This window comes from Lujinxingia vulgaris, from assembly GCF_007997005.1.
Taxonomy (GTDB): domain Bacteria; phylum Myxococcota_A; class Bradymonadia; order Bradymonadales; family Bradymonadaceae; genus Lujinxingia.
This window is the reverse complement of record NZ_VOSL01000021.1, coordinates 1-20,913: the sequence shown is the minus strand read 5'-3', so window position 1 is coordinate 20,913 and position 20,913 is coordinate 1. Positions and strand designations below refer to the sequence as shown.

General features: G+C 66.1%; 13 protein-coding genes. 3 read left to right on the top strand and 10 right to left on the bottom strand.

Going from position 1 to position 20,913, the window contains the following annotated elements; all coding sequences use genetic code 11:
- Positions 1-108: 108 nt before the first annotated feature.
- Entirely contained in the window at positions 109-1,398 is a 1,290-nt protein-coding gene (locus FRC96_RS04780) for an endonuclease/exonuclease/phosphatase family protein (protein WP_230469888.1), read from the bottom strand.
- 243 nt (positions 1,399-1,641) lie between these two features.
- Here FRC96_RS04780 and FRC96_RS04775 point away from each other — a divergent pair, with 243 nt between their 5' ends.
- From FRC96_RS04775 to FRC96_RS04765, 3 genes are all read left to right on the top strand, one after another.
- A complete protein-coding gene (locus FRC96_RS04775; protein WP_146973304.1) occupies positions 1,642-2,892 on the top strand; it encodes a hypothetical protein in 1,251 nt (416 codons plus the stop codon).
- Positions 2,893-3,056: 164 nt separating this feature from the next.
- Positions 3,057-4,010 carry a hypothetical protein gene (locus FRC96_RS04770; RefSeq protein WP_146973302.1) on the top strand — a complete coding sequence of 318 codons (954 nt, stop codon included), beginning with the start codon at positions 3,057-3,059 and terminating at the stop codon, positions 4,008-4,010.
- A 133-nt stretch (positions 4,011-4,143) separates the two neighbouring features.
- Complete coding sequence (locus FRC96_RS04765) at positions 4,144-4,515, top strand: MmcQ/YjbR family DNA-binding protein (RefSeq protein ID WP_146973301.1); 372 nt, start codon at positions 4,144-4,146, stop codon at positions 4,513-4,515.
- 275 nt (positions 4,516-4,790) lie between these two features.
- Here FRC96_RS04765 and FRC96_RS04760 read toward each other — a convergent pair whose 3' ends face one another.
- From FRC96_RS04760 to FRC96_RS04720, 9 genes are all read right to left on the bottom strand, one after another.
- The gene (locus tag FRC96_RS04760) at positions 4,791-6,068 is read right to left on the bottom strand and encodes a polysaccharide pyruvyl transferase family protein (protein ID WP_146973299.1); all 1,278 of its coding nucleotides are present in this window, start codon (positions 6,066-6,068) and stop codon (positions 4,791-4,793) included.
- A gap of 81 nt (positions 6,069-6,149) precedes the next feature.
- Entirely contained in the window at positions 6,150-7,685 is a 1,536-nt protein-coding gene (locus FRC96_RS04755) for a lipopolysaccharide biosynthesis protein (protein WP_146973297.1), read from the bottom strand.
- A 635-nt stretch (positions 7,686-8,320) separates the two neighbouring features.
- Complete coding sequence (locus FRC96_RS04750; RefSeq protein WP_146973295.1) at positions 8,321-9,520, bottom strand: ankyrin repeat domain-containing protein; 1,200 nt, start codon at positions 9,518-9,520, stop codon at positions 8,321-8,323.
- A 235-nt stretch (positions 9,521-9,755) separates the two neighbouring features.
- Positions 9,756-15,386, bottom strand: a complete 5,631-nt coding sequence (locus FRC96_RS04745) for a protein kinase domain-containing protein (protein WP_146973294.1) — start codon at positions 15,384-15,386, stop codon at positions 9,756-9,758.
- A 398-nt stretch (positions 15,387-15,784) separates the two neighbouring features.
- Positions 15,785-16,564 carry a class I SAM-dependent methyltransferase gene (locus tag FRC96_RS04740; protein ID WP_146973292.1) on the bottom strand — a complete coding sequence of 260 codons (780 nt, stop codon included), beginning with the start codon at positions 16,562-16,564 and terminating at the stop codon, positions 15,785-15,787.
- A 27-nt stretch (positions 16,565-16,591) separates the two neighbouring features.
- Complete coding sequence (locus FRC96_RS04735) at positions 16,592-17,146, bottom strand: hypothetical protein (RefSeq protein WP_146973290.1); 555 nt, start codon at positions 17,144-17,146, stop codon at positions 16,592-16,594.
- On the bottom strand, positions 17,143-17,550 hold the full coding sequence (locus FRC96_RS04730; protein WP_146973289.1) for a hypothetical protein: 408 nt from the start codon (positions 17,548-17,550) through the stop codon (positions 17,143-17,145). Before FRC96_RS04730 ends, FRC96_RS04735 begins: the two co-directional genes overlap by 4 nt.
- Before the next feature lie 703 nt (positions 17,551-18,253).
- On the bottom strand, positions 18,254-19,702 hold the full coding sequence (locus tag FRC96_RS04725) for an RCC1 domain-containing protein (protein WP_146973288.1): 1,449 nt from the start codon (positions 19,700-19,702) through the stop codon (positions 18,254-18,256).
- Between the two features lie 579 nt (positions 19,703-20,281).
- The coding region (locus FRC96_RS04720; protein ID WP_230469887.1) for an RCC1 domain-containing protein at positions 20,282-20,913 on the bottom strand (632 nt) is incomplete at its 5' end.

The following is a 20,913-nucleotide window of genomic DNA, read 5'->3' as shown; positions in this document are numbered from 1 at the left end:
GGCAGCTCCATCCCTATCAAAAGCCCAGAAGGCCATCAACGAATCGGTGATCGCGGTGGCCTGCGGCCCCTCAAAGGGCCGCAGGCGTCAGGAGCACTGTGCGGGAGGTTAGTCGTCGCTCTGAGGCAGGACGACGTCGACCCAGACCAGGTGGTGGTCGCTGACCTGGATCAGCTCAAAGTAGTCTTCGGTCGACGCCGGCCAGAAGACGCCCTTGCCGGTCACCTCCAGGGTGGCCGAGGGCAGGGCGTAGTCCAGGCGCAGGTTGCCCACGTTGGGGTTGAAGCGGGCGGTGTCATAGCGGTGGTCGGCCTGGTGCTCCAGGTTGGCACCCTCGCGGGCGTTGCCGGAGGCGATGGCGCCGGTGCTTTCGGGCTGCGGGTCGATGAGGGTGGCGTCGGCCACCAGCAGGTCGGCCGCGTCGAGTCCGTCGCCGTCGACCGGATCATCGTTGAGGTCGCCGACGATCACAAAGTGCGCGCCGTCAGTGAGGCCGCCGGTCTGGCCGGCGTCGTCGTAGATGTAGTCGGAGGCCGCCGGGCGGATGTAGTCGTGCCAGAAGCGGATCTCATCGGCGTTGCGGCGTTTGTTGCGGCCCTCGGCGCCATCAAAAGCCGGCGGGGTGGGGTGGCTGGCCAGAAGGTGGATCGTCTGGCCCTCGATGTCGATGGGAAGATCGACGTGGTTTTTTGAGGAGAGGCGAAGCACCTCAAGGGCCTCGGCGCTGTAGAAGTCTTCCGGGATGCGGTTGTCGGGCATGTCTTTCCACAGAAAGTTCTGGAAGGTGCGCATGCCTTCGAGATCGAGGGGGTATTTGGAGAGGACGGCGAAGGCGTACTGGCCGGGGAAGAGGCCAAAGCCGAAGGCGTCGTTGCCGTAGGCCTGGGTGCCGACGGTCTCACCGACCTCGTCGTCGCCGTTGAGGTCAAAGCCCGAGGCGATGCCAGTGTTGGAGGGGAACTGGTAGCGGTAGGGGTAGGAGATGGCTTCGCCGTCGGCGTCCTGGGCGACCTCCAGGAAGTTGGAGGCGAAGAGGTCGATGGCCTCTTGCTCGTCGTCGAAGTCGAACTCGTTGAGGAGGATGACGTCGGGGCGGACGAGCTGGATGACGTTGGCGATCTTTTTGGGGTGCTCCTCATCGGGGTTGGCGAGGGTTTCCAGGAGGTCGCCGGCTTCGCTGCCGAAGAGGGAGGTGTTGAAGGTGGCCACCCGCAGGCTTGTGGGCTGCGGGGTGGCGTCGGCGTCGGGCGCGGGGGTGGCGTCGGCGTCGTCCTGGTAGGTGGGCGCGTCGGTGGCGTCGCCGGCGTCCTGCGGGGTGGCCGAGGGCGATGAGCAGGCAGCGAATGACGTGGCGAGGGCGGGGATGGCGAGTGCCATCAGGAGGTGGCGAGGGGACATGAGGGGGCTCCAGAGGTGGGGACTGGCGAGTGCCGCTGGCGATGCTCCTAACATAGCGGGGGGCGAAAGTCAGGCGATGGCGTGTGGATCACGTGCTGTTTGCGCGCCCGGTTTCATCGCGATAACGTCGGGTTACGAAACTTAAGAAGCATAAGGCATGCAGGTAGACGGCTCGTCGGCGCAGGTCCGGTGAGTTTGCACGCGAGCGCGGGATGGCTTGCGAGCACGAGGAAGGAGAAGTTGATGCGAGTTCGGCAGGTGGTGATGTGGGCGGCGGCGGTGATGCTGCTTGCCGGGTGTCTGGGCGATCCTGAGGGCGTGGTCTTTGGAGGGGGCGACCTGGACGTCGGCGGCGATGTGGCGTCGGATAGCGGGTCGGGAGACGGTGGCGACAATGACGGCGGTGAGCCGGACGGAGGAGAGCCCGACGGAGGAGAGCCGGATGGAGGGGAGCCCGATGTCTGTGTGCCCGGTGAGGCCGGATGCGGGCCGGAGCATTGTGCAAACAACCAGCTCGATGGCGATGAGAGTGATGTGGACTGCGGCGGGAGCTGCCCGGGGTGTGAGGCTGGCGAGTTCTGCGCGAGCGTGGATGATTGCGCGACTGGCGAGGTGCTTGAGCTGCGGGAGTGTGAGCGGGTCGACGTGGAGGTGTGCGCGCCGCGCGGGGTGGGGGTCTACCAGGTCGGGGAGCTGGCCTGTGAGAGCGAAGACGGGGAGGCTGCCCGCTGTGTCGTCCGCTACTCTGAGAACGAAGAGCGGCGCGTGGAAGACGATGCGGCGTGCGAGATCGACACCGACGAGGTTGTCTGCGGCGATGAGCGGGTGGAGATCGGGGCCTGTTTGCCCGGTGAGGGGCAGGCTTGCAGCACGCAGGGCGTGCGTATGGTGACGACGTATCAGGGGCAGTGCGCCGGGGGGAGTTGCCTGGAGGTTGTGCGCGCGAGCCGGGAGGAGAGTTGCACGCTGGCGTCGCCGCCGGCGCCGGGCGATGTGTGCGGTGCGGGGCAGTGGTCGGCGTGGAGCGATTGCGTGCCGGAGTCCAATCGGGATAGCTGCGCGGCCGGCGGGGTGCAGGAGCGCACGCGGACGGTGGCGCGCTGCACGAGCAACGGGACGTGTGCGCCGGTATCGTCGGAGGTCGACCGGGAGACGCGGGCCTGTCAGCGCTCGCCGAACCCTCAGCTGTGCAGCAGCACCGGCGCCGATAACTCGAGTTTTGTGTGCCATCAGGGGCAGTGTTGCCTGCCGAATTGCAGCGACGCGCGGCTATCGTGCCGCGCGCAGGTTGAGGATGGCTGCGGCGGACGGTGTCCGCGCCTGACTTGCAGCGGTGTGGGTCAGGGGTGCGCGACCGACGGACAATGTCGTCCCTTTTGTGGTGCGGCTACCGGTAGCCGCACCTGCGAGAGTGACGCGCAGTGCGGGCAGATGTGTGCGTGTCCGCTGGGGGCGGCGCCACGCTGCGAAGGGCAGGGGTGCACCTGTCTGTGAGGGGGCTGGCACCCGCGCCGCGCATGGAGGGGGCCCGTCGTTGAGGGGGCGAGTGCGGCGTGTTAGGGTGCGGCGCATACGCGAAGCGCGCGTTTGATCATGGCAGGCTTTCGCTCTCGCGGGCGGAGCCGCAGTGCACGCAATAGTTCGAGTTAAGGAGAGTTATGCGAGGGATGAAGTGGCTGGTGGTGGGGATGCTGGCGCTGGGGTCGGTGGCCTGCAAGAAGACCGAGATTGCGACCGACGAGGCGGCCGAAGCGAGCGATGAGGCTGGGGGCGAAGAGGCCGCTGGTGACGAGGCCGCCGGTGAAGCGCCGGCACCCGCGGCGGAGGCGGCCGGTGAGGAGGCTGCGGTGCCCCCGCCCGAGCCCCCCGAAGACCTCAAGGCGGCCGGTGAGCGCCTCGAGGGTGGCCACGACCCGGCCCAGCCGGTGAGCGTGGAGGAGTTTCGCCCGAAGCTCGTGGAGTCGCTGTGCCTGGCGTACGACTCCTGCGGCAACATGGAGCTGAAGAGCGCGGTGGCCGGGACCTTCTTTATGGCGGGGATGAGCATGGCCTCGCAGAGCCCGGAGGCGCTGGAGAAGTTCCGCGGGCTAATGGGACGCATTGAGGAAGCCAACCTGCCGATGCCGCGTCGGGAAGATTGCGTGGAGCTCTTTGAGATCGTGACCGAAGAGACCGGCGTCGACGGGGAGTCGCTGGCGGCATCTGTGGCCGCCGGGCGCGTGGCCTACGATGCGGCGCAGGCCGGCAAGTGCATGGGTCAGCTGGGCACCCAGTCGGAGGTCTGTGGGGAGTATCGGCCGATGGGTGAGGAGCCCGATATGCAGCGTCTTCAGGCGATGATGATGCAGGCCGGCCCGATCATGGAGGCGCATTACAAGCCCTGCCAGACGATGTTTGAGGGCAAGGTTGCCACCGGCGAATCCTGCTCCTTTGATTATGAGTGCGCCGACCAGCGCACGACCTGCATGGGCGAGGAAGGCAAGAAGACCTGTCAGGAAGTGGCGATGATGCCCCCGGGTGGGATGCCCGGTGGGGGGATGCCGGGTGGCGGGATGCCGGGTGGGCCTGCGCCGGGCGGACCTGCTCCCGGTGGCGCTCCGGGCGCCCCGTGACCCCGCGGTTATGCGGTGATCTGAGAAGGTGAGAGACGCCCGCCGCAGCGACGCTGCGGCGGGCGTTTTTTTGCGTTGAAGCCCGGCGCATCAACCGAGACGACGCAGGCCGGGTCAGGAGCAGGAGGAGAGCATGGATATCTGGCAGGTGCACGACTATGCGGCGGCGCTCCCGGAGGTCAGTGAGGATTTTCCCTTCGATGAGCACACGCTGGTGATGCGGGTGATGGGCAAGATCTTTTTGTTGATGAACGTGCAGAAGGAGCCGGCCCGCGTGAACCTCAAGTGCGAGCCGGAGCGGGCGATCGAGCTGCGCGCGCGTTATGAAGCGGTGCTGCCCGGCTACCATATGAACAAGCGTCACTGGAACACGGTGATGCTGGGGCAGGACGTGCGCCCGGAGCTCATGCGTGAGCTCATCGAGCATTCCTATGAGCGGGTGGTGGCCGGGCTGAAGAAGGCTGAGCGCGAGCGTATTAAGGCGATGCGGGAGGGAGGGGGCTGAGTGGAGGGCTGAGTGAGGGTAGTGGCGCGCACCGGCTCGACCGTGACGCGGGGGGCGGAGGGGGCCTCGTCGCCGGAGCCGCCTCCGTCGCGTTGTGGCGAGGCGTTGATGCGGGAGAACGCCAGGCCGGCGATCAGGGCGACGACGCCCAGGATGACGAGGGTACGAAAGAGGACTCGCTTGTTCACTGCTCTACTCAGCTTCGGGGTCACCTAAGGAGGGGTGGGGCGGGCTGCGCCGCAGGGGAAGCTGACTACGAGGTGAGGGAAGGCAAGTCAGGAGGCGACGAGCGCGCGCACTTTGCGCGCGCCTTCCAGGGCGATTGCGCGTTGTTCGGCGACGCCTTCTGCCAGCAGTGCGCGGACGGCGGGGAGCTCTGCGAAGAGGGCGTCGAGCTTCGGGATGAGGGATTGGGCGTCGATGGTGTTGATGTCTTCGACCCAGCGGCCGGCGCCCATGCGCTCAAAGAGCTCGGTGGTTTTGAACTCGTAGGAGACGGGCAGGACGGCGGTGCCGGCGATCAGCGCGAGGATCGCCATGTGCATGCGGGTGGCGATGACGGCGTCGAAGCTGGCGAGGGTGGTGACGAGGTCTTGAGGGGTATGGAAGGCCTCGTCGACGCGGACGTGGGCGCGGACGTGCTCGGGGAGGGTGTCGACAATGGCGTGGGCGGTCTTGCTGTCGTGGGTCCAGTATTCAGGGATGCCCTGGCAGGTAGAGATGAAGGTGACTTCGGCCTGATGCGTCTCAACCAGATGGGTGACGCCGGAGGCGATAGCGTTCTGGTAACGCTTCATGCCCTCGTCGGTGGAGAGGGTTTTGAAGTGGCTCCAGTGGCGCACCGAGACTGCGACGTTTCGCCGGTCCTCGCTGTCGTGGGCCGGGCTCTCGTCGACGGAGTTTGTGGTGAGTTGAGCGTCGACGTCGAGGGCAAAGACGGCGTCGGCGCAGACGTGCAGATGGTCCGGTCTAACGCCGATCTCGAGGAGATGTTCTTTCGAGCGCGCATCTCGCAGAAGCACAAGGCTTGCCTGATTGAAGATATCGCGGACGCGGCGCTGGTGTTTGGGCTCTGCGAAGGGGCCGAGCGACTGGGTGTAGAAGATGAGGGGGCGGCCGAGCGCGAGGGCGATCTCGTAGTCGAAGAGGCGCGGCTCGATGTCGTAATTTTCGACGAGGTAGGTGCCACCGGTGCTCACGATGAGGTCGGCCTCGGCGTAGGTTTGAAGTGCGTCGGCCTCGGCGCCACTGAGGAGCAGTCGGGCGGCGGCTTCTTTGCCCCGGCTCCAGAGGGAGGCGGCGGCCTTAAAGCGGCTCCGTTGCAGGGGGCGGATGATGGGGCCGAGGCCGTTTGGGGCGCGGGAGACCAGGAGGTAGAGGAGCTTTTGAAAGTCGAAGGTCGGGTAGTAGCGCCGGGCAGTCTCGGGCTGGCTATCAAAGACGGTGAAGCGGGTCTCATCGCCGAGCTCGGCGGTGAGGGCGTCGACGATGGCCTGCAAGATCGCGGCGTCGCCGCCGTTGAGGGCGACGGTGTTGGAGATGATGACTTTCAACGAGGAACCTCAAAGAATATCGGAGCAGGGCAGGCGAAGGGGCCTGTGGGCACAGCGGATCGGCGCGGCTGACCTACCATATCAGGCGGAGGGCTCTCCAGTGGATTCGCTGATGTCGCGGCCGGCGCGCAGGTAGCCGATAAGGTTGATGAGGTCACGCAGGGCGCGGCGGCCGGCGGGAAGGACGCCCAGAACAAGAAGCGCGCCGAGCAGGCAGGTGGGGATGGCCAGGGCGACGTTGGCCACGGGGGATTCGATGGGCAGGTAGATGCGCTGGGCCAGCAGAGCTGTGGCGCCGCCGAGCGCGGCGCTGAAGGGGATGAAGGCGGTGCGGTAGAAGTCACCCATCTTGATGGGGCCCTGGCGCGTGACAAACCACAGAAGGAGCGGGGTGCGCAGGACGATGCCCAGCGCGGTGTAAGCGATGGCCACGCCGAGCGCGCCCCAGTAGATGCCCAGGGCAAAGGAGATGGCGACGAGGCCGGAGCTCAAGAGCCCCCAGTGGAAGAGCTCACGGGTGCGGTCCTGGGAGACAAAGAGCCAGCCGGTGGTGTTGCCGATGGTCTGGGTGAAGATGGAGAGGCCCAGCGCGGCGAAGATGGGGATTGCCGGCCCCCAGGCGTCGCCGAGCACGCTGAGGATGAGCCAGTCGGCGCCGGCCACCAGGATGGCGCCTAGAGGCATGGTGACGAGCAGGAGATTTTCGAGCACGCGCAGGTACATCTGGCGGTAGCGCGCCGGATCGTTTGCGACGCGGCTAAGCGCGGGAATGGCGATTTGCCCCACGGGGTGATTGATCTGGCGCAGGGGGATCATGAGGATCTTGTAGGCCATCTGATAAAAGCCCAGCTGCTGCGCGCCGTGAAAGCGTCCGATGAGGAAGTCGTCAAAATTGCGGGCGAAGTAATTGACGAAGTTAAAGCCGGTCATGTCCGCGCCAAAGGCCAGCATGGAGCGCAGGCCGGAGGCTTTGGCGGGGCGAGCGGGGCGCCAGCCGCAGGCAATCCAGACGCCGAGGCAGCTGGCGACGGCCAGGGCCACGGAGTTGACGACCAGCGCCCAGTAGCCGCCGCCGGCCAGGGCGACGGCCACGGCCAGGCCCACGCTGATGGCCATCGCGCTGACCTCGACGGCGGCCAGGCGCCCAAAGCGCATCTGGCGCCTTAGCAGCGCTTCGTGCTGGACGGTGAGCCCGCCGAAGAAGAACGCTCCGGCCAGGCCCAGCGCAATCGGCACGAGCCTTGGCTCGTCGAAGACCCAGGCCAGCACCCAGGAGGAGCCGGCGGTCACAAGCGTGATCAGCGCGCCCAGGAGCAGGTTGATCCAGAAGAGGGCGCTGACCTGGGCGTGGGTGATATTTTCGCGCTGGATGGTGGCCATCGCCAGGCCCAGGTCTTTGAACATCGTCAGAAAGCCGGTGACGATGATGACCATGCCAAAGAGACCAAAATCCTCCGGGGCGATGAGCCTGGCGAGCACAAAGGTGGAGCCCATCTCCAGAAGTGATTTGAGGATCTGGGCGATGGCGGTGAGGGTGCCGCCGCGCACCGATTGGCCTTCGAGGTCGTCGTGGAGGTGGTCGGTGCTGATGTAGGTTTCGGGGTTCTGGCGGGGCATGGCGTGGGGTGGGGAGGGGGGAGCGTAGTACCACCATGGGTCATTAGCAGGGGTGTCGTGGCGACGCCAGTTGTGCGGAGTTTCGTGTGGTTAGGTGGTTGTGTGGTTGTGTGGTTGTGGGGCGCCGGGGTTCGCGAGGTGGGTCGATTCGTGTGGACGTAGGCGGGTTCGCTTTGGGGGAGGGTGGGGAGTGAGGTCGGAGTGCTTCAGACCAACCTGGGGGAGCTCGTGTGCTCACATGTTTGGTCGGGTGCCCCCGCGTGGTGGGTCAGCGAGGCTGTCGGCGGTGAGTTGGAGTCGTTGAAGGGCCTCTGGGAGGTTGTCTGAGGATGTTGGGGTTACCTTTAGGGACCTCTGGGAGGTTGTTTGGAGAGGTTGAGACCATCTTGAGGGACCTCTGGGAGGTGGTTGGGAATGGTCTGGTGTACTCGGAAGGACCTCTGGGAGGTGGTTGGGAATGGTCTGGTGTACTCGGAAGGACCTCTGGGAGGTGGAAAAAATGGTCGAGACCATCTTGCGGGACCTCTGGGAGGTGGAAATTTTGGTCTGAGGTACGCGGAAGGCCCCCCCGGAGGTGGTTGGGGATCCCTGGCGGTGTGAACCAGGCCTCCGGGAGGTTGAGCTGCCGGGGCCGGTCAGGAGGCTTCGGCGGCCTGGAGCTCTTCGATGAGGGGCACCATGGAGGGTTGATGCTCGCGGACCATATCCATGGTGGTTTTGCCGTTGAGGGTGCTGGTGGTGAGCTTGACGCCGGCGTTGTGCAGTCGGCGCACGAGGGTTTCGTGGGCGGCCAAGACGGCAGCCAGGTCTAGAGTTGAAACGCCCCTGGCTGTTTTAGCGGTTAGAAACGCCTGGCCGACGGTGTCAAACTCATCCCAGAGGGCGAGTGCCGCTTCGGGGTCCCAGCCGACAATGCCCGTGGCGAAGGAGTAGTCCGAAAGGCAGGCATAGGGGGTGTTCAGCGGGCAGCCGGCAGCGACCAGCGGTCGCAGCACCGAAAGGGGGGCTCCTCGAAAGACTGCGAAGCCGAGGTAGTCGACGCTTTCGCCGTTAAACTCAATGGTGCCATCGGTGGGGGCGCCGGCGTTGAGCAGGGTTTCCATGAGGCCGGGCGGGGCTTCGGCCATGGCGAGCAGTCGCCAGATGACGTCGCGGCCGTTGAGGGTCGCGGTGACATCGGCGCCGTGTTGCACGAGAAGCTCGATGGTGGGGGGGACGAACTGAAGGGCGATCTCGGCGCTGCTGTCGTCGGGGTTATCCTCGGAGCGGTTGACGGCGTTGACCAGGGCGCTGATTGCGGCGTGCAGCGGCGTGACGTCGTCGTCGCCGGCGTTGGGATCGGCGCCGGCCTCCAGGAGCAGGCGCACGGTGTCGACGCAGGGGCGCACGCAGGCTTCAAAGAGAGGCGTAGCCGACTGGGAGGGGGCGAGGTTGGGATCGGCGCCCTTATTGAGGAGGAGCTCGGTGATGGCGGCGCCGCGATCTTCGATCACGAGGGCTGCGGCCTGGAGCGGGGTGCCCATATGCTCGGGGAGGTAGGCGTTGGGGTCGGCACCGGCGTCGAGCAGCAGCTCCAGCGCGCGGACGTCGGTGTCGTAGAGGTAGGTGGGGAAGATGCCCATGTGCAGGACGCCGGGGAGGTTTTTGGGGTTGGAGCCGGCGTTGAGGAGGATCTCCACGCCCTCGGCCCAGCCCTGGCGGGCGACCCAGCCTATCAGGGGATGATCGTAGAGGCGGTGATCATCGGGGGTGCCGGGGAGGTTGGCGACGGCGGCGGCAAAGGCCTTGCTGTCGCGGGCGTCGAGGGCGGATTCTACATGGGAGATCGCAGGCATCACGTGATCCTTTGTTATTGGTTACCGAAGCGTGCCGAGCGCCCCAGGACGACGCTGGCGGTGTCGTCAGGGATTCGCAGTAGCGCTGCTACAGCTTCATCCCTGCCTCCTTGCCGGGCGTCGCCCTGGATGCGCTCGGGTTGGGGGGCGTGCGGGGTGTGCCGATGCGCTCGGGGGCATTGTCGAGTTGCGAACCCGTCGATAGTGGGAGGAGGACGCCCGTGGGTCAAGAGGATCAGTCGGCCATGCTCTGCAACGCCAGAAGATCCGGATCGAGGGAGGGGTCGATACGGGTGGGGATCTCGATGGTGAAGGTGGTGCCTTCGCCGGGGGCGCTGTCGACGTGGATGGAGCCGCCCATCAGATCGCAGAAGCGACGGGTGATGGTGAGGCCGAGGCCGGTGCCGCCATGGCGAGAGATGGAGCGCTGGTCGGCCTGGTAGAAGGCTTCAAAGAGGCGCTCCAGGTCGTCGGGGGTCATGCCGATGCCGGAGTCGGCGATTTTGAAGGAGAGCCAGCTCTCTTCGAGGGTGTTGCCGGTGCCGTCGGTGCCGTCGGCCGGGGCGTCGGCGTCGTTCAAGGGGAGGGTGGGGTGTTGGGGGGCGTCGATGAGCTCAATGCTGAGGGTGACTTCGCCCTCTTCGGTGAATTTGGCGGCGTTGCCCAAAAGGTTCAGCAGGATCTGGCGCAGGCGCGTCTCATCGTTAAAGAGGGTGACGTCGGGGATCTCCGAGAGGATGAGGGTGTTGTGGTTGCTCTCGACGAGCTGGCGGGCGGTGGCGGCGACGTCGTCGATCATGGTGGTGAGCGAGAACTCGTGGGGGACGAGCTCGATGTGGCCGGCCTCGATCTTGGAGAGGTCGAGGATGTCGCTGACCAGGCGCAGCAGGTGCTTGCCGGCGACCTGGATGCGGTCGAGGTCGGCGGCCAGGGCGGGGAACTCGTCGGGGGAGTGTTCTTCAAGAAGCATCTCGGCGTAGCCGATGATGGCGTTGAGCGGGGTGCGCAGCTCGTGGCTCATGTTGGCCAAAAAGGTGCTCTTGGCGCGGTTGGCGCTTAAGGCCTGCTCGGTGGCGAGCTCGAGGTCGTCGTTGAGGCGCTGGCGCTCTTCGTCCGCGAGGATGCTGGAGGTGACATCGCGCACGAGGAAGACGCTGTGGTTGGCGTGTTCGCCGAGCTGGTGCTGGGAGCCGGTGTCGGTGAGCTCGAAGACGCGGCGCAGGTTGTCGGGGGTGCGGATGTCGGCCAGGGCGCTCTTTAAGCCGAGGTCGCCCGCAAGCCCGGTGGCGGCGTCCTGCCAGTCGCAGGCTTGCAGGGCGATGGACCACCAGCGGGTGGCCGAGCCCCAGGGCTCGGCCATGGTGTGCAGGGTGGGGCTGGCGCTGATGAGGTGGCCCTTCTGGTCGGTGATGGCCAGGCCGAGCTGCACGGCGCTTGTGGCGTGCTCCAGAAGCGAGGCGCTCTTCTCGGTGGCGCGGGCGACCTCGGCTTCCAGGCGCGTGGTGCGGGCGGCCTCCAGGAGGACGGCCAGGGAGTTGGTAAGACCCTGGAGGGTGCGGATGTCGTTTTGCGCAAACACGCCCTCGGAGAGGGTGGAGTCGAGGTAGACGACGCCGCGGGTCTGGGCGCGCGAGATCATGGGGACGGCGATGGCGCTGCGCAGGTGATCATCAAAGGCCTGCTGGTCCCAGCGGGCGCCTTCGCGGATGTTGTGCACGACCAGGGGGCGCTGGGTGGCGAAGACCTGCTGGACGATGCCGTCGGCCCAGGTTTTTCGGGTGAGTTCGAGGGCGTCGGCGGCGTTGTTGGCCGGGGACGACGCGTCTTTGAGGCGGTTATCGGCATGGCGCGTGGCCTCGAGCACCAGGCGGCTCTCGTCGTCGGGGTCGACGTGAAAGAAGAAGCCGCGCTCGGCGCCGAAGATGGCCAGCAGCTCGTCGAGGACCTGGTTGAGTTTGGTCTGCGGGGTGCCCAGGTCGCTCAAGACCTGGTGGATGCGCAGCAAGGCGTCGAACTGCTGCTGCATGCGCGAGGTCAGGTAGTCGGTGGATGTGAAGGAGCCGCGGGTGGCGGTGGAGGAGCGGGTCATCAGGGGGTTGGAGCCGGAGCGCAGCTCTTCGGCAAAATCGGCGCGCAGGCGGCGCAGGCGGCGCGACCAGCCCTGATCCTGGGCGATTTGCAGGGCCTGGCGGACGTAGCGGGAGGTGACGTCAGTGGCGGAGCCGGCGCGGTGGAGGAGCGCATAGCCGCGGGCGATCTCAAAATGCACGAGCGGCATGTCGCTGTGGTCGGCGAGCTGGCGGGCCTGCTCGAAGTGGCCCCCGACCTCATCGGGGCGCTTTTTGTAGAGGGCCAGGAAGCCGGAGAAGAGGTGGTGGTAGGCGCGCAAGAGCGGCACGTTGGCGCATTGGTCGAGCTCGGCCAGGGCCGCTTCCAGGGCGTCGAAGGGAGGGATGAGGTCGCGCTCCAGGGCCCGCTCGACGCGCATCAGGTAGATCCAGCTCTTCCAGACGTAGAAGGGGCGCAGGTAGAACTGCACGTTGGGGAAGCTCATCGGGAGGGATTCAAAGCCCTCGATGTGGCGGTCGGCGCGGGCGTCGATGTCCTGGCGCTCCACGCAGTACATGAGCAGGCTGTGGTGGAAGACGGCGTGGTAGTAGAGCTGGGCGCCGGTGACGGCGAAGTAGCGTTGGACGGCGGCTTCGTAGTCGCGCAGGTGTTCGGTCTGCCCCAGGGCGACCATTGAGGTCATGGCCATGGCCTGCAGCGGGGTGGTGACGAACTGGCGCTCGGCGTTTTCTTCGCCCAGGCGAGAGTGCAGCTCGCGGATGGCCTGGTGGGCTACCGAGAGGGAGCGGCGGTGGTGGCCGCGAAGCGTGTAGGTCTCGGTGAGCACGGTGGAGCCGGAGGCGTACTCCCAGGCGTCGAGCCACTGGCCCTGGTCCATGACCGATTCTTCGAACATACGCTCGGCTTTGAGCGTGTGCCCTTCGAAGTCGCGGGTCATCGCGTTCATGAAGTGGACCATGCCCAGCACCGAGCGGTCGCGGGTGGTGCGGGCGTGCTCAAGAGCGCGGCGGGCGTGATCTTTACTCCAGTAGGGGCGGCCCATCATCGCGCTCATAAAGCCGAGCAGGCTGTGGGTGCGCGCGAGGAGCGCCGGGTCGTTGAGGCGCACAGCGATCTCGTGCTGGCGCAGGGCGATCTGCAGCAGAAGCTCATCGTCGAAGGTGAAGTAGCCGATGCGCGAGCCGTAGTTATAGAGCTCGGAGAGAACTTCGAGGTGGCGGCGCTCGGAGGTGGAGACGGGTTTTTGCAGCCACTGTTGCAGGGCGGGAAGGCGAGTGGTGAGCTCCCCGCGGGCAAAACCGCCGAGGCTGATCACGAGATCTTTCGGGGTGGGGCGGGGGACGCTTTCGCCGATCTCACCGAGGGCGGATTCGAGCTGTCGGCGAGCCTGGGAGATGTCGAGGTTGGTGATGTCGACGTTGGCCAGATCGCCGCGGAGCAGGGCGCGCAGGTAGGGGTTGGAGGCGTGCTCGATGGCGCGGCTTAAGTGCCTGCGGGCCATGTCCAGGTGGCCGGTGCGGGCGGCGATGCGCCCGAGATCGGCGTCGAGGGTCTCGTGGCGGGTGCCAGAATCGTCGGCGATGCGGGCGGCTTCGCGCAAAAAGCCAAAGGCCTGCTGGTAGGCAAAGCTCTGCATGGCGAGCATGCCGGCTTTGTGGTTGATGTTCAGCGCGCGGGCCGGGTTGAGATGCGGAAGCCCCAGGGCGTAGTGGCGCGCGAGGTCGAAGAGGTGATCGTCGGCGTTGTCGCCCTGGTCGAGGGCCTGAGCGATGGCCTGGTGGCGGCGGTGGCGCTCGGCCGGCTCGAGGTCGTCGAGGAGGCGCTGACGCAGGGAGTTGTGGATGAGCGAGAACCCCTGGTCGGGGAGGTTTCGCAAGAGCCCGGCCAGGCCGGCCTGGGCAAAGGCGTCTTCGACCTGGCCGAGATCCACCTCGGCGCAGATGGCGAGCTCTTCGGGCTGGTCGACCACGCCGAAGAGGGCGATCCAGGAGAGGATGTCGCGGGTCTCGGCGGGGAGCTGATCGAGCTGGAAGTGCAGGAGCTCGGCCATATCATCGGGAAGATCGAGCTTCTGGAGGCGCTCGACGTCCAGGGTCCAGCGGCCCCAGGAGGGGCGGAGCACCGCGGCGTCGAGGAGCGTGCGGATAAAACTCTCGACGGCGTAGGCGTTGCCGCCGCTGACCGAGAAGATGCGCTCGACCAGCGCGATGTCGACGTCGGCGCCGGCCAGGCGGGCGCGGATCAGGGCGTCGACCTCGCGAAGCGTGAGCTGGGAGAGGGCGATGCGGTTGTGCAGGATGCGGCGCAGGGAGCCAGCGAGCTGAGTGGTGCGCGGGGAGGCGTGCTGGGAGTCGTCGGCACCGAGCAACACGAGCAGGGGGGCTTCGCTGCGGGAGAGGTCCAGGCGCTGCAGCACGCGCTCGGTGGCGTCGTCGAGCCACTGGGCGTTGTCGATGGCGATGAGCGCGCCGTTCATGTTGTCGGCGATCTGCTGGATGATGGTGGCCATCGCGTCGTAGACGACGTCGGAGCGCAGATCGAACTGGGCCGGGGCATCCGCGCTGGCGGCTACCGAGAGCTGGCGGGCCAGGCGCGGCACGGCGACCTGGAGGGCGTCGAGGCGGTTGTCGATGGCCTGCAAAAAGAAAGCCGCCGTCATCATCAGCTCCTCGCCGGAGAGCTGGTCGATGTAGTCGCAGACCGGGTCGAAGAGGCGCTGCAGCGGGGCGAAGGGGTGGGGCTCTTCGGGCTGGATGGTGATGGAGAAGGTGCCCGCACCCTCCGACGCCGCGCGGTTGAGCAGCTCGTGGATCAGGCGCGATTTGCCGCTGCCGGAGGGGCCTTCGAGGATGACCAGGGTGGTGTTGTTGCTCTGCGAGTGGTCCCACGCTTCCAAAAGCTGCTGGAGCTCGGCGCGGCGGCCGACGAGCTCGTGGATGCCGTGGTCGATGGCGACGGCAGCGCGCGGAGCCTTGATGCTCTGCAGGGCGGTGAGCAGGGCGGCCGCGGAGGGGAAGCGGTCGGAGGGATCCTTGGCGAGCAGGCGCTGGATGATGCCGGAGAGCGTAGGGTCGAGGTCGGGGCGGTCGTCAAGCGGGTCGGGGATGGGCGCGGTGGCATGGCGAGTGAGGATCTCGTGGCGCTCGTTCCCGTCGAAGGGGGGCTTGCCGGTGGCGGCGAAGTAGAGCACGGCGCCAAGGCTGTAGAGATCGGAGCGGTGATCGACGAGACGATCGAGCATCCCGCCCTGCTCCGGGGCCATAAAGCGCAGGGTGCCCTCCATGCGCTGGGCGTCGTCGGCGACGGCGTCGGCGGCCAGGCCGAAGTCGATCAGCCGCGGTTTGGCCTCGTCGTCGAGCAGGATGTTGGCGGGGTGAATATCGCGATGAATCAGCCCGTGATCGTGGACCTGGGCGAGCGCGTCAGCCAACTCGGTGGCGATGGCGAGGATGGCGTCGGAGCTCAGGGTGCGGCTGGCCACGACCTGCTGGAGCGTCTCCCCTTTGACGTATTCGAGAACAATATAAGGCGTTTTGTCGGACTCACCGACCTCAAAGATGCGGGGGAGCGCCGGGTGGGTCAGGCACGCCAGCAGGCACCCCTCGCGCAGAAAGCGTCGGCGGCGGTTGTCCGAAAGATGCTGGCCGGGTTCGCGGGAGGTTTTCACCGCCACGGAGTCGACGCCGCGGCTGGCCAGAATGACCACCGACTCGGCGCCGCGCCCGATGACTTTATGGAGGCGAACGCCCTCGATGGTGGGGGCGTGGGCGAGGGAGGAGAGGGCGGTCGAGGGCATAAGTCGAGGCCGGGGTGAATCGAGGAGGTGAGGGAGGGAGAGGGGCTACGGCAGGGGGGGCCAGGATCGACGTCAGAGAGCCCCGGGTTGTTGCGGGAAGGTTGGAACAGGGCGCGGGAGGTGCGCCGGAGGTTGGTGAGAGGCTTGTAACATTGCGCCGCTAAAAGGTTTGTAACGGTTTGTTGCCAGGGGATCAAGTGTGCCGACCGCCCCAGGACGACGCTGGCGGTGTCGTCTGGGATTCGCAGTAGCGCTGCTACAGCTTCATCCCAGCCTCCTTGCCAGACGCCGCCCTGGATGCGGTCGGGTTTGGGGGCGCGCGAGGTGCCGAGCGCCCCAGGACGACGCTGGCGGCGTCGTCCTGGATGCGGTCGGGTCGGGGGGGCTGCCGAAAAAACTCACACCTTCCGCGCGATATAGAACCCGTAGCTGTAGTACGCCTGAAACCGCTCGTAGAGCTCGATCTCGCGCTGATGCTCGGCGACGCAGGCCCGGGCGTCGTCGGAGTGATGATGACGCTCAAGAAAGGCGTCGAAGTCGGCGCGCAGCGGGGCGTAGTAGGCGTCAAGCCAGCTTGAGGGGGGGAGGGGAAAGTAGCCGATGGGCGAAAACCCGTGGGTTTCGAGGCGGGCGATCTTGGCCGCGGCAACGTCGACTTCGGGGTAGGCTTCGTCCCAGTAGCGTTGCAGCTCGGCCGGGCGCGGGCCGGCCTCCCCGGGCGTCGTCTCGGGGGACTCGCCAGTGAGCCAGGTGATCTCGGAGACGGCCAGGATGCCGCCCGGTTTGAGGAAGGGGCGCCAGGCCTTCAGCCCGGCCTCAAAGCCCAGGTTGTAGATGGCACCTTCGGACCAGATGACGTCGAGGGATTCCGGCGCAAAGGGGAGCGCGTCGATCGACGCTTCGAGCGGGGTGATGCGCGCGTCGAGGTTGTGGTCGGTCGCGCGACGCGTGAGCTCGTCGAGGAAGTCGCCAAAGAGATCGACGGCGGTGATGTGGGCGTCGAGGGTCTCGGCCAGCACCAGGGCGGAGGCGCCGGTGCCACACCCCAGGTCGGCGATCTTCAGGTCACGTCGGTCGCGAAGGCCGGCGAGCTCGATGGCGCGCAGGGTGTCGGCGCGGGAGCCGGGGCCCTGGCGAGGGTGGGGTTTGTGGAGATCGATGATGAGGGAGAGGTTCATGGGATCTCCAATCTGAAGGTGGTGCGCCTAAAGATCGCGCTCCAGGGCGTGGACCAACGCGTCTTTATTCGGTCGCCCCAGGGGGCCTCGGGTGGGCTCGGCGCCGATGACAAAGGTGCCGTCGCTGCGGCTGGCTCCGGGAGGGGCGGGAGCATCGACGCGCACGGCGCGAAGCGGGGCCAGCGCTTCGGAGCCGTAGGTGTTGCGCACATACGCAAGGGCCTCGCTGAGCGAGTTCAGAAGCAGGCCCAGGCTGACCCGGGCGGCGTCGTTATCCCAGGCTTCCCAGGTCACGTCGACCGATGGGGAGAGCGCAGAGGCGCGGCGCTTGAGCTGCAAGCGCGTGGGAACGGGCGCGTCGGGATCGTCGTTGTGGAGATCGAGCAACAGCGCGCGGGCTTCGGCCGTGGCCTCGGTCACCCAGGCGTCGACAGCTTCGCGGCGCACCACCGAGAGGGTATGCCCCTCCAGCACAAGCGCCTCGGCGCCGGCCTTCCGAAGCAGGCCCCGAAGCTGCTGTCCCCCGCGCAGGTGCAGCGTGATCTCGGAGCCGACCAGCGCATCCAATCCCGTGGCGCTCACAGGTTGTTTTCGAGCAGGGTGGTCAGCGCTTTGACCCGCTCTTGCACGTTATCGATGTTGTAGGTGGGTTTGTGATCGAGCGTAAGGACACCCTCGTTAAACGAAAAACCCCGGTGGTTCGCATACGCGTCGGTGTTGGTGATCACGACTTTTTCAACGCCTTCTTGCAGCGCTTCTTTTCCCATCTCATCGATGCCGACGGCCTCGAAGGCCTGGATCAGAGTCTCAAAGTAGACTTTCGTGAACGCCGTCTCATACATATGCGCCATACCGTCCACAGCGATCGAGCTCCAATCCACCTCCAACACTGGCTCGCCGCCATAGGCTGCGTGGATGCGTTCGACAAGTGCCGGAAAATGGTTCTCTTGAAACTCTTTGGTCGCACGGCGTTCTTTCAGGCCCATGGAAATCTCCATAAAAGGGGTACACGTGTGTGGAAAGCGACTCTTACGTCGCATGGAGCACAGCGTCGGTCAAGATCGGGTTTGCGGGGTGGGGAGGTTTGTGAGGGCGGCTGGTGGGGCGCGTTTTGTGGTTGTGTGGTTGTGTGGTTGGGTGGTTGTGGGGCGCCGGGGTTTGCGGGGTGGGGAGGTTTGTGTGGGCGGCTGGTGGGGTGCGGGCGGCGCTGAGTTGCGGATCTGGGCGTCGAGATCGAGAGGTAAGGGGGCTGAGTTGCGGTACTGGGTATCGAGATCGAGAGGTAAGGAGGCTGAGCGGTGGGACTCGGGTGTCGAGATCGAGAGCTAAGCGCGCCGAGTTGTGGATCTGGGTGTCGAGAAGGGGAGGTAAGGGGGCTGAGCGGTGGGACTCGGGTGTCGAGAACGCCAGCTAAGGGGACTGAGCTGGGAGACTCGGGTGTCGAGAAGGGGAGGTAAGGGGGCTGAGCCGCGGATCTGGGCGTCGAGAACGCCAGCTAAGGGGACTGAGCTGGGAGACTCGGGTGTCGAGAAGGGGAGGTAAGGGGGCTGAGCCGCGGATCTGGGCGTCGAGATTGTGAGCGAAGGGGGCGGCGAGCTAAGGTCAGGGTTCGTTCAAGGGTGTTGCGGCTCTGAAGGCACTCGCTGCACCTCGGCGTTTCAAGGTGCGGCGAGTGCTCAGCGAGCTTGCTCAGCGCGCAAACGCCCAGTCGACCGGGGTGGGGGTGGCGTCGCCGCTGCCTGAGCGACCCAGCTGGCCCACCAGGTTGGAGCCCCAGCAATAAAGCGTGCTGTCGGCGATGCCACAGCTATGGGTCGCGCCTGCAGCAACCGACGTCCAACCCGTGGCTGAACCGCTGACTGCGGTGGGTGCCGTGGTGGTACTTTCGCTGTGACCCAGCTGATCCCAAACATTCTGGCCCCAGCAATACGCCGCCCCGTCGGCGATAGCGCAGGTGTGGTCGGTGCCGGCGGAGATGTGCTGGACGTTGGGGAGGTTGGAGACAAAGCTGACGTCGGAGGCACTTGAATGGCCGAGTTGACCGTAGATGGTGCTGCCCCAGCAATAAGGAAAGTCCTCGGTTCCTCGATCGACGATCGCGCATGAATGCGCGCCGCCAGCCGTCATTGATAATGTTTCAAAGGTCGAGTTCGAAACGGCACTACCTACCATTCGGGGCGTGTTGTCGCCGGCAGAGTCGCCATCCAACCGCCCATTGGCCGCATTGCCCCAACACCACCCATTGGCGTTTTCTTGAGTCACCGCACAGGTATGCGCCGCGCCGGCGTCCACGGCCACGAAAGCGTCGATGCCCCCATCCAGCGTGACCTGCACGCGCCCCTCGGAGGTGGGGCCGGGGCCGAGTTGTTGATCGCTATTCTCTCCCCAACATTGCAGAGAATTAGTCGTGGTTACGGCGCACGTATGCTCGATACCCGTCGCCACAATGAGCCAGTTCGTGTCCGTGCCTACTTGATGAGGCGTCTCATAGTTTGTGGCACTTCCGGCGGCTGATTCGACTTGTGTCTCATTATTACGCCCCCAACACCACAAACTCCCATCCACCTGCACCCCGCAGGTATGCTGCCCGCCGGCGGCGACCGTCTGCCAGAGCGCGTCACCTACCCGCGTCGGCACATCACGCTGGTCGCTATCCCCCACGCCCAGCTCGCCGCTACTATTGCTGCCCCAGCACCACAACGAGCCGTCGTCCAGAATCCCGCAGCTATGGTTCGCCCCGGCGCTCACCTCCACCCAGGTGGGAGCTTCGTACACAAAGGTGTAGCGCTGCTCTTCCAGGCAATGCTCGACGTTGGTGTCGGTGGCGCAGGCGCTCAAAATGATCGTGACTTCGGCGGCATCATCGGGAAGCGCCAGCGCCTCGCAGCTCAGATCCGCGCCCGTCTCATCTTCGCAGCGGTGCGTGACCTCGCAGGCCCCGTCGCGCGAGCAAAAGCTCTCAAGCTCGGGCGGGTAGCTAAACGCGATGGTGTCGCCTGCCTCATAGCCCTCAAGCCCCGCCTCAAAGGCATGCAGCACCTCGAAGGTGAGCGAGGCGCTCTCGATCTGCTCCTCAAACTCCGCCTCGACGCTCAACGTCCAGCTGCCCTCCTGGTCAAGCTCCGCAAGCGTCAGCACGATCGACTCGCCACACCCCTCCAACTCCCACGGCTCGCCGCCCNGGGTTTGCGGGGTGGGGAGGTTTGTGTGGGCGGCTGGTGGGGTGCGGGCGGCGCTGAGTTGCGGATCTGGGCGTCGAGATCGAGAGGTAAGGGGGCTGAGTTGCGGTACTGGGTATCGAGATCGAGAGGTAAGGAGGCTGAGCGGTGGGACTCGGGTGTCGAGATCGAGAGCTAAGCGCGCCGAGTTGTGGATCTGGGTGTCGAGAAGGGGAGGTAAGGGGGCTGAGCGGTGGGACTCGGGTGTCGAGAACGCCAGCTAAGGGGACTGAGCTGGGAGACTCGGGTGTCGAGAAGGGGAGGTAAGGGGGCTGAGCCGCGGATCTGGGCGTCGAGAACGCCAGCTAAGGGGACTGAGCTGGGAGACTCGGGTGTCGAGAAGGGGAGGTAAGGGGGCTGAGCCGCGGATCTGGGCGTCGAGATTGTGAGCGAAGGGGGCGGCGAGCTAAGGTCAGGGTTCGTTCAAGGGTGTTGCGGCTCTGAAGGCACTCGCTGCACCTCGGCGTTTCAAGGTGCGGCGAGTGCTCAGCGAGCTTGCTCAGCGCGCAAACGCCCAGTCGACCGGGGTGGGGGTGGCGTCGCCGCTGCCTGAGCGACCCAGCTGGCCCACCAGGTTGGAGCCCCAGCAATAAAGCGTGCTGTCGGCGATGCCACAGCTATGGGTCGCGCCTGCAGCAACCGACGTCCAACCCGTGGCTGAACCGCTGACTGCGGTGGGTGCCGTGGTGGTACTTTCGCTGTGACCCAGCTGATCCCAAACATTCTGGCCCCAGCAATACGCCGCCCCGTCGGCGATAGCGCAGGTGTGGTCGGTGCCGGCGGAGATGTGCTGGACGTTGGGGAGGTTGGAGACAAAGCTGACGTCGGAGGCACTTGAATGGCCGAGTTGACCGTAGATGGTGCTGCCCCAGCAATAAGGAAAGTCCTCGGTTCCTCGATCGACGATCGCGCATGAATGCGCGCCGCCAGCCGTCATTGATAATGTTTCAAAGGTCGAGTTCGAAACGGCACTACCTACCATTCGGGGCGTGTTGTCGCCGGCAGAGTCGCCATCCAACCGCCCATTGGCCGCATTGCCCCAACACCACCCATTGGCGTTTTCTTGAGTCACCGCACAGGTATGCGCCGCGCCGGCGTCCACGGCCACGAAAGCGTCGATGCCCCCATCCA

Bases quoted from the DNA above. Each gene is read 5' to 3' on its own strand.
- FRC96_RS04780 (WP_230469888.1), bottom strand. From the start codon at position 1,398: ATGTCCCCTCGCCACCTCCTGATGGCACTCGCCATCCCCGCCCTCGCC.
- FRC96_RS04775 (WP_146973304.1), top strand. From the start codon at position 1,642: ATGCGAGTTCGGCAGGTGGTGATGTGGGCGGCGGCGGTGATGCTGCTT.
- FRC96_RS04770 (WP_146973302.1), top strand. From the start codon at position 3,057: ATGCGAGGGATGAAGTGGCTGGTGGTGGGGATGCTGGCGCTGGGGTCG.
- FRC96_RS04765 (WP_146973301.1), top strand. From the start codon at position 4,144: ATGGATATCTGGCAGGTGCACGACTATGCGGCGGCGCTCCCGGAGGTC.
- FRC96_RS04755 (WP_146973297.1), bottom strand. From the start codon at position 7,685: ATGCCCCGCCAGAACCCCGAAACCTACATCAGCACCGACCACCTCCAC.
- FRC96_RS04750 (WP_146973295.1), bottom strand. From the start codon at position 9,520: ATGCCTGCGATCTCCCATGTAGAATCCGCCCTCGACGCCCGCGACAGC.
- FRC96_RS04745 (WP_146973294.1), bottom strand. From the start codon at position 15,386: ATGCCCTCGACCGCCCTCTCCTCCCTCGCCCACGCCCCCACCATCGAG.
- FRC96_RS04740 (WP_146973292.1), bottom strand. From the start codon at position 16,564: ATGAACCTCTCCCTCATCATCGATCTCCACAAACCCCACCCTCGCCAG.
- FRC96_RS04730 (WP_146973289.1), bottom strand. From the start codon at position 17,550: ATGGGCCTGAAAGAACGCCGTGCGACCAAAGAGTTTCAAGAGAACCAT.